Source organism: Pseudomonas sp. 24 E 13 (genome assembly GCF_900004715.1).
Classification (GTDB): domain Bacteria; phylum Pseudomonadota; class Gammaproteobacteria; order Pseudomonadales; family Pseudomonadaceae; genus Aquipseudomonas; species Aquipseudomonas orientalis_A.
This window is the reverse complement of record NZ_CVTO01000125.1, coordinates 1-6,977: the sequence shown is the minus strand read 5'-3', so window position 1 is coordinate 6,977 and position 6,977 is coordinate 1. Positions and strand designations below refer to the sequence as shown.

At 63.6% G+C, this 6,977-nt stretch carries 9 protein-coding genes; 3 read left to right on the top strand and 6 right to left on the bottom strand.

The window, feature by feature from the left end:
- Window positions 1-187: 187 nt before the first annotated feature.
- From BFP90_RS15100 to bioB, 6 genes are all read right to left on the bottom strand, one after another.
- Window positions 188-469 carry a pyrroloquinoline quinone biosynthesis protein PqqE gene (locus tag BFP90_RS15100; RefSeq protein ID WP_065894133.1) on the bottom strand — a complete coding sequence of 94 codons (282 nt, stop codon included), beginning with the start codon at window positions 467-469 and terminating at the stop codon, window positions 188-190.
- Window positions 470-575: 106 nt separating this feature from the next.
- Window positions 576-1,256, bottom strand: a complete 681-nt coding sequence (bioD, locus tag BFP90_RS15095) for a dethiobiotin synthase (RefSeq protein WP_065897227.1) — start codon at window positions 1,254-1,256, stop codon at window positions 576-578.
- Window positions 1,253-2,065 carry a malonyl-ACP O-methyltransferase BioC gene (bioC, locus tag BFP90_RS15090; protein WP_065897225.1) on the bottom strand — a complete coding sequence of 271 codons (813 nt, stop codon included), beginning with the start codon at window positions 2,063-2,065 and terminating at the stop codon, window positions 1,253-1,255. Before bioC ends, bioD begins: the two co-directional genes overlap by 4 nt.
- Window positions 2,058-2,789: an alpha/beta fold hydrolase gene (locus BFP90_RS15085; protein ID WP_065894128.1), complete on the bottom strand. Its 732-nt coding sequence runs from the start codon at window positions 2,787-2,789 to the stop codon at window positions 2,058-2,060. The genes bioC and BFP90_RS15085 overlap by 8 nt, the downstream gene beginning before the upstream one ends.
- Window positions 2,782-3,963 carry an 8-amino-7-oxononanoate synthase gene (gene bioF, locus BFP90_RS15080; protein WP_065885472.1) on the bottom strand — a complete coding sequence of 394 codons (1,182 nt, stop codon included), beginning with the start codon at window positions 3,961-3,963 and terminating at the stop codon, window positions 2,782-2,784. The genes BFP90_RS15085 and bioF overlap by 8 nt, the downstream gene beginning before the upstream one ends.
- An 83-nt stretch (window positions 3,964-4,046) precedes the next feature.
- Entirely contained in the window at window positions 4,047-5,105 is a 1,059-nt protein-coding gene (bioB, locus tag BFP90_RS15075; RefSeq protein ID WP_065897223.1) for a biotin synthase BioB, read from the bottom strand.
- A gap of 92 nt (window positions 5,106-5,197) precedes the next feature.
- On the opposite strand from bioB, the gene BFP90_RS15070 reads away from it, so the two are divergent.
- The 3 genes from BFP90_RS15070 to BFP90_RS27470 form a co-directional block, all read left to right on the top strand.
- Window positions 5,198-5,935, top strand: a complete 738-nt coding sequence (locus BFP90_RS15070) for a ComF family protein (protein ID WP_065897221.1) — start codon at window positions 5,198-5,200, stop codon at window positions 5,933-5,935.
- Between the two features lie 57 nt (window positions 5,936-5,992).
- The gene (locus BFP90_RS15065; RefSeq protein ID WP_065897220.1) at window positions 5,993-6,757 is read left to right on the top strand and encodes a TOBE domain-containing protein; all 765 of its coding nucleotides are present in this window, start codon (window positions 5,993-5,995) and stop codon (window positions 6,755-6,757) included.
- A gap of 79 nt (window positions 6,758-6,836) precedes the next feature.
- On the top strand, window positions 6,837-6,977 hold a 141-nt coding region (locus BFP90_RS27470; RefSeq protein ID WP_141688968.1), incomplete at its 3' end, for a twin-arginine translocation signal domain-containing protein.

Genomic DNA, 6,977 nt, shown 5'->3' with positions numbered 1-6,977 from the left:
GATTCAAGCCTGCGTTCGGCCAGCGTGGTTTAACGGGGCGCCTAGGATCAAAAGCAGATCAAGATCAAGGTCAAGAGCGACTCGCTTCGCATCGTGGTTACGGTTGAGCGCTACAGAGTTGTGTAGATACCTATGGCTATCGGGGGCAAGCCCCCTCCCACATTTTAAATGGCATGCCTCAGGGGAATCAGGCGTAGGTATCGATCAACGTACCGAGCATTTCGTCCGAAGCCTTGGCGACTTTCGCGCCCAGCTCCACTTGAAACTTGCCTTGGGCCATTTCGACCATATTGCTCGCCGAGTTGGACGCCTGAGCACGATCATTGGCTTGCAGACGGTCGCTTTGCGCGGCCGATGGCTGGGTCGTCGACGCGCTGGCGATCTTCCCAGCGGCCTGGTCGACACGGTTCTGCCCGGCCTGGATGGTGCTCAGGCCCGAATAAAACGCGCTGCTTCCAGAGATTTCCATGGCGTAAGCCTGCATTTAGAGAATCGTGAAGGCCAATTGAACCAGACATCCTGGCGAAAGGCCCGTTAAAAACACTAATGGCACATTGCCTTAGCGATAGCCAAAATCAGTCAAGCAGGTCCATTTGCAGGTAAGCGGCCACCTCGGCTGCCCCGGCATGCTTGAGTTTCGGCACCCGTCCAAGGCAGGGCGCCGGCAAACGCTCGGCCAGGGTGGCGAGGTTCTCTTCCAGACGAGAGGTCTTCGGGTCGATGATATTGGCCACCCAACCGGCCAGCGGCAATCCATCGCGCGCGATCGCTTCGGCGGTCAGCAACGCATGGCTGATACACCCAAGACGCACACCCACCACCAGGATCACCGGTAATTTGAGGGCCATGGCCAGGTCCGACAGGTTGGCTTGATCGGCCAGCGGCACGCGCCACCCCCCTGCGCCCTCGATCAACGTGAAGTCCGCGTTGTGTCCGAGAATCCGCTGCATGGGCTGGAGCAAGGATTGCACTGTCAGCGCAACGCCCGCCTCACGTGCCGCCAGATGCGGCGCAATCGCCGGTTCCAACGCCACCGGGTTGACCTCGGCATAGGTCAACGGCAACGAACATTCGGCAAGCAGTGCCAGGGCGTCGGCGTTACGCAAGCCCTTGGGCGTGACCTGGCAGCCCGACGCCACGGGTTTTCCCGCCGCCGTGGTTTTACCCGCCTGGCGCGCGGCATGCAGAAGGCCGGCGGCAATGGTGGTCTTGCCCACGTCGGTGTCGGTGCCGGTGATGAAATAAGCGGCGTTCATAGCGGTTTCTCCAGTACGGCGTACACCACTTGGTACGTAGCGGGCAGGCCATGGGGCTGACGGAACTGCTCGTAGGCCTGCACCAATGCCGCAATCCGCGCGCGCCCCGTCAACCCTCCCGGGCGCCCCGGGTTGAGGTTGTGTGCGCCCAATGCTTTCAACTCATGGGTCAGGCTGCGCACGTCCGGGTAATGCAGGACATGGGGCCGCCGCTCCAGGCGGGTCACCCGAAAACCACTGGCGGCGCACAGCTGCTGATAAGCCTCGAAGGTGCGAAAACGGTTGACGTGAACCCAGCCATCCGCCGCGCGCCAGCTCTCGCGCAGCTCATCCAGCGTGCCCACGCACAGGCTGGCAAAGGCCAGCACACCGCCCGGTTGCAGCACGCGAAAGGCCTCACTGAGGACTGCGTCGAAGTTCGCACACCACTGCACCGCCAGGCTGGAGAACATCAGCTCGAAGCTGCCAGTCTTCAGGGGCAAGCGTTCCGCATCGCCGGCGATGAAGTGCTGCGCGCCGCCAGCAGGCCGCGCATGCTTGAGCATGCCTTCGGCGATATCCAGCGCGATGCCCTGGCTGGCAGGCAGGCGCTCACCCAGTGCACGGCTGAAATAGCCCGTGCCGCAGCCCAGGTCGAGCCAGCGTTGTGGCGCGAGCCCCGGCGGTAATTGCGCGAGCAGGGCATGCCCCACCGCCCGCTGCAGCTCGGCCACGCTGTCATAACTGGCCGCAGCCCGGGAGAACGAAGCGGCCACCTGGCGCTTGTCGGGCAAGGCGCCCGGCAGGTGGGGATGGGATAGATCAGTCATCGACGCACTCATGCAAAAAAGCCTGGATGGCCCCCGCTACACCGTGGGGGTCCTCCAGAAGAAAAGCGTGACCGGCCTGTTCAATAAGGCCGATTTCCACATCGGGCAGCAGCGCCAGCAAGTCACTGGCGGCTTCGGCGGGCACCAGCCCGTCCTGACCGGCAAACAGGTGCAGTTGCGGCCCGCGAAACGCTTGCAAGGCGGCGCGGGTGTCCAATTGGGCAAGCAATTCCAGGCCGGGCATCAACACGCTGGGCGAGGTATTCGGTGCGCCACTGACCAGCAAACGCGAGAGCCCGCGCGGGTCGGCCGCGCCCTTGGCGCACAACAGGCCGAAGCGCTTGAGGGTGACCTGGGAGTCGGCGTGGCAGCCGGCGAGGAACGCGTCGAATGTTTCGGCAGGCATCGCCTGCGGCCAACCATCATGGGCGACAAAACACGGATTGCTCGCCAGGGTGAGCAATCCGCAGCAACGCTCTGCACGGCGTGCCGCCAGCTCCGAGGCGAGCATGCCGCCCAGGGACCAGCCGCCGAGCCAGGTATTGTCCGGCAGCGTGGCATCCAGTTCGTCGAGCCATTCGCTCAGGTCGCTGGAATCCAGGGCCGGCAACGGTTCGATCTGCACGTGCAAGTGTTCATTCAAGCCGTACAACGCCGCGGCCAGCGGTTCCAGCGGCGACACGCCAAGGCCCCAGCCGGGCAGCAATACCAATCGATCACGCATGCTCGGGCTCCGTGGTGTTTAACAACCGGAAACACGCTTCCAATGCGTTTAACAATAGCTGCACCTGGGCTGCGCTGTGGGCCGCCGTCAATGTCACGCGCAAACGGGCGCTGCCGGCGGGCACGGTGGGGGGGCGGATCGCCGTCACCATCAGCCCGCGCTCGCGCAGCATCTGCGACAGGCGCAAGGCTCGTGCGCTGTCGCCCATCAGGATCGGTTGGATCGGCGTAAAACTGTCCATCAACGCCAGGCCGATCTGCTCGGCGCCCTGGCGGAACTGACGGATCAACCCGTTGAGGTGCTCGCGGCGCCAATGCTCGGTACGCAGCAGCTCCAGACTTTTGAGGGTGGCGCAGGCCAGCGCCGGCGGCTGGCTGGTGGTGTAGATGTAGGGCCGGGCGAATTGAATCAGGCTTTCGATCAGTTCTTCACTGCCCGCCACAAAGGCACCGGCGGTGCCGAAGGCTTTGCCGAGGGTGCCGACCAACACCGGCACGTCTTCCTGGCTCAAGCCAAAATGCTCGACGATCCCCGCGCCATTGGCCCCCAGCGGGCCGAAGCCGTGGGCGTCGTCCACCATCAACCAGGCGCCCCTGGCCCTGGCTTCGCGGGCCAGTGCCGGCAGATCGGCGAGGTTGCCATCCATGCTGAATACGCCATCGGTCACCACCAGTGCGTTACCGGTGGCTTTCTCCAGGCGCTTGGCCAGGCTGGCAGCATCGTTATGCAGGTAACGGGTAAACCGTGCGCCGGACAACAAACCGGCATCCAGCAACGACGCATGGTTCAGACGATCTTCCAGCACGGTATCGCCCTGCCCCACCAAGGCGGTGACCGCGCCGAGGTTGGCCATGTAGCCGGTGGTAAACAGCAACGCACGCGGGCGCCCGGTCAAGTCGGCCAGGGCTTCTTCCAGCTCATGGTGCGGCGTGGCATGCCCCACCACCAGGTGCGACGCGCCACCGCCCACGCCCCAGCGGGAAGCACCGGCGCGCCAGGCTTCTATCACCTGTGGATGGTTGGCCAAGCCAAGGTAGTCATTGTTGCAAAACGCGAGCAGCGGCTTGCCGTCCACCACCACTTCCGGGCCCTGGGGGCTCTCCAGCAAGGGGCGTTGACGGTAAAGGTGTTCGGCACGGCGGGCAGCGAGGCGCGCGGCGAGATCGAAAGACATGCAGGCCTCGATTCAGCAGGGTGTTCGCGGTTCAAAAGGTGGGAGGGGGCTTGCCCCCCTCCCACCTTTTGAATGCATTTCAATCAAACGGCGGCGGCGTTGTAGAACTGCTCGCTGCTCTTCTGCTCCACCAACGCCTGTTCAATGGCCGCCTGATGCACTTCGTCGGCATGCTCTTCACGCGCCTCCGGCAGAATCCCGAGGCGCGAGAACAGTTGCATGTCCTTGTCCGCCTGCGGGTTGGCGGTGGTCAGCAGCTTGTCGCCGTAGAAAATCGAGTTGGCGCCGGCAAAGAACGCCAGGGCCTGCATCTGTTCGTTCATCGCCTCACGGCCGGCCGACAGGCGCACATGGGATTGCGGCATCAGGATGCGCGCCACCGCCAGCATGCGGATGAAGTCGAACGGGTCGATGTCCTCGGCGTTTTCCAACGGCGTACCGGCCACCTTGACCAGCATGTTGATCGGCACCGACTCCGGATGCTCCGGCAGGTTGGCCAGCTGGATCAGCAGGTTGGCGCGGTCATCGAGGGACTCGCCCATGCCGAGAATACCGCCGGAGCAGATCTTCATCCCCGACTCACGCACATAGGCCAGGGTCTGCAGGCGTTCGCTGTAGGTACGCGTGGTGATGATCGAACCGTAGAATTCCGGCGAGGTATCGAGGTTGTGGTTGTAGTAGTCGAGGCCGGCCTGGGCCAACGCGGCGGTCTGGTCCTGATCGAGACGGCCGAGGGTCATGCAGGTTTCCAGGCCCATGGCCTTCACGCCCTTGACCATCTCCAGCACGTAGGGCATGTCTTTGGCCGATGGATGTTTCCAGGCGGCGCCCATGCAGAAACGTGTCGAACCGATGGCCTTGGCGCGGGCAGCCTCTTCGAGGACTTTCTGCACCTCCATCAGCTTTTCTTTTTCCAGGCCGGTGTTGTAGTGACCCGACTGCGGACAATATTTGCAATCTTCCGGGCAGGCGCCGGTTTTGATCGACAGCAGCGTGGAGACCTGCACCCGATTGGCGTCGAAATGCGCGCGGTGCACGGTCTGCGCCTGGAACAACAGGTCATTGAACGGCTGCACGAACAGGGCTTTGACTTCGGCCAAAGACCAATCGTGACGCAGGGTGGCAGAGGTGCTGGCGCTCATGGGCGATTCCTTGATTATGCTTTGGCTAACGCTGCGGGAAGGGCAATACCCACAGGTACGACACGGATGCTCGGCATATTTAAGGAAGATTCATGCGCTGTCAACCAAGCCACAAACACCAGGTTTACATCTGGTTAAAAAGCGTACAAACCTGTTTGATCTGCGATGAACGCGCTGAAAGCGACGATTGTGTGTGCAACGCCTGCGAAACCGAACTGCCGTGGCTGATGGAGCGCTGTGACGTCTGCGCCCTGCCCTTGCCCATGGACGGCTTGGTGTGCGGCCAATGCCAGAAACATCCGCCTGCGTATCAACAAGTGATTGCGCCCTGGACCTACAGCTTCCCGGTGGACAGCCTGATCAGCCGGTTCAAGCATCAGGCGCGCTGGCCGTTGGGGCACCTGCTGGGACGCTTGCTCGGGCGGCTGCTGCAACATCGGTTCGAGAATGCCGAACTCAGCCGCCCCGATTGCCTGCTACCGGTACCGATGCCCCCCAAGCGTCTGCGCCAGCGTGGCTATAACCAGGCCGTGATGCTGGCGCGCTGGCTCAGTGCCGACCTGGACATCCCCTGCGATGAGCACCTGTTGCTACGCCCCCAGGAAACCATCGCGCAACAAGACCTCGACGCCAAAACGCGCAAACGCAACCTGCTCAATGCCTTCGCCCTGGCACCCGGCGCCTGGGTGCAGGGCCGGCACCTGGCGCTGGTGGACGACGTGCTGACCACTGGCGCCACCGCCCACAGCCTGGCGCGCTTGTTGATGAAGGCCGGTGCGCGTCAGGTCGATGTGTATTGCCTGGCCCGCACGCCCAAACCCGGCACATGACTTGACTCCCGGGCCGCCGGGCGGCAACGTCCGCTCATTCCAGCCAGGCGTATCCCCATGTCCCTGCCCTCGCCGCTCAGCCAGCACATCATCCGCCGCCCTCAGCGCATCGCCTTGCTGGCGCATATCGCCGAGCAGGGGTCCATCACCCGTGCCGCCAAAAGTGCCGGGTTGAGCTACAAAGCCACGTGGGACGCCATCGATGAACTGAACAACCTGGCGCAAACGCCGTTGGTGGAGCGCAGCGTCGGCGGCAAAGGCGGTGGCGGCGCCAGGCTGACAAGCGAAGGTGAGCGCGTGCTGCGCCTTTATCAGCGCCTGCAAGCCTTGCAAGCCGAGGTGCTCGCCACCGACGAAGCGGCCCGCGACTTCAATTTGCTGGGCCGCCTGATGCTGCGCACCAGTGCGCGCAATCAGCTGCATGGCCAAGTCAGCGCCATCGAGCGCCATGGGCGTAATGACACGGTGCGCCTGGAACTGGCGGGTGGCCTGTACCTGGAGGCACACATCACGCACGACAGCACGCAACGGCTGGAGCTGGAGCCCGGCGTAGAAGTGGTGGCCCTGATCAAGGCCGGCTGGCTGGAATTACTGGCCACCGGGCAAACCGCAACACTTGGACACAATTGCCTGAGCGGTGTCATCGAGACGATTCTCGACGCTGAAGACGGCCCCAGCGAAGTCCGCATCGGCCTGCCCAGCGGTCAGGTGCTGTGTGCCCTGGCGCAGCCCGCCGCACTGAGCGCACTCGACGCCGCGCCTGGCCGGCCGATCCAGGTGCAATTCGCCCCCGGCCAGGTATTGCTCGGCACCCCGGTGTAGCGAGCACGCGCCATCAAACTGCAACAATTTCGTCACGCCCGCTCCTTAAGGTGTCTGCAAAAACCGTAAGGAGCCTGACATGAGCCTGCTGGAAGAAAACCAAGCCACTGACCTCGAACAGATGGTCGGCCTTACCCGTCGCCGCTTTATCGGCGCCGGCGCCCTGTGCGGCGCGGCGATGTTCCTGGGTGGCAACCTGCTCAGCCGCAGCGCCCTGGCC

What these genes read in the sequence shown, in the direction of transcription:
- BFP90_RS15100 (WP_065894133.1), bottom strand. Translation starts at nt 469, where the DNA reads ATGGAAATCTCTGGAAGCAGCGCGTTTTATTCGGGCCTGAGCACCATC.
- bioD (WP_065897227.1), bottom strand. Translation starts at nt 1,256, where the DNA reads ATGAACGCCGCTTATTTCATCACCGGCACCGACACCGACGTGGGCAAG.
- bioC (WP_065897225.1), bottom strand. Translation starts at nt 2,065, where the DNA reads ATGACTGATCTATCCCATCCCCACCTGCCGGGCGCCTTGCCCGACAAG.
- BFP90_RS15085 (WP_065894128.1), bottom strand. Translation starts at nt 2,789, where the DNA reads ATGCGTGATCGATTGGTATTGCTGCCCGGCTGGGGCCTTGGCGTGTCG.
- bioF (WP_065885472.1), bottom strand. Translation starts at nt 3,963, where the DNA reads ATGTCTTTCGATCTCGCCGCGCGCCTCGCTGCCCGCCGTGCCGAACAC.
- bioB (WP_065897223.1), bottom strand. Translation starts at nt 5,105, where the DNA reads ATGAGCGCCAGCACCTCTGCCACCCTGCGTCACGATTGGTCTTTGGCC.
- BFP90_RS15065 (WP_065897220.1), top strand. Translation starts at nt 5,993, where the DNA reads ATGTCCCTGCCCTCGCCGCTCAGCCAGCACATCATCCGCCGCCCTCAG.
- BFP90_RS15070 (WP_065897221.1), top strand. Translation starts at nt 5,198, where the DNA reads ATGCGCTGTCAACCAAGCCACAAACACCAGGTTTACATCTGGTTAAAA.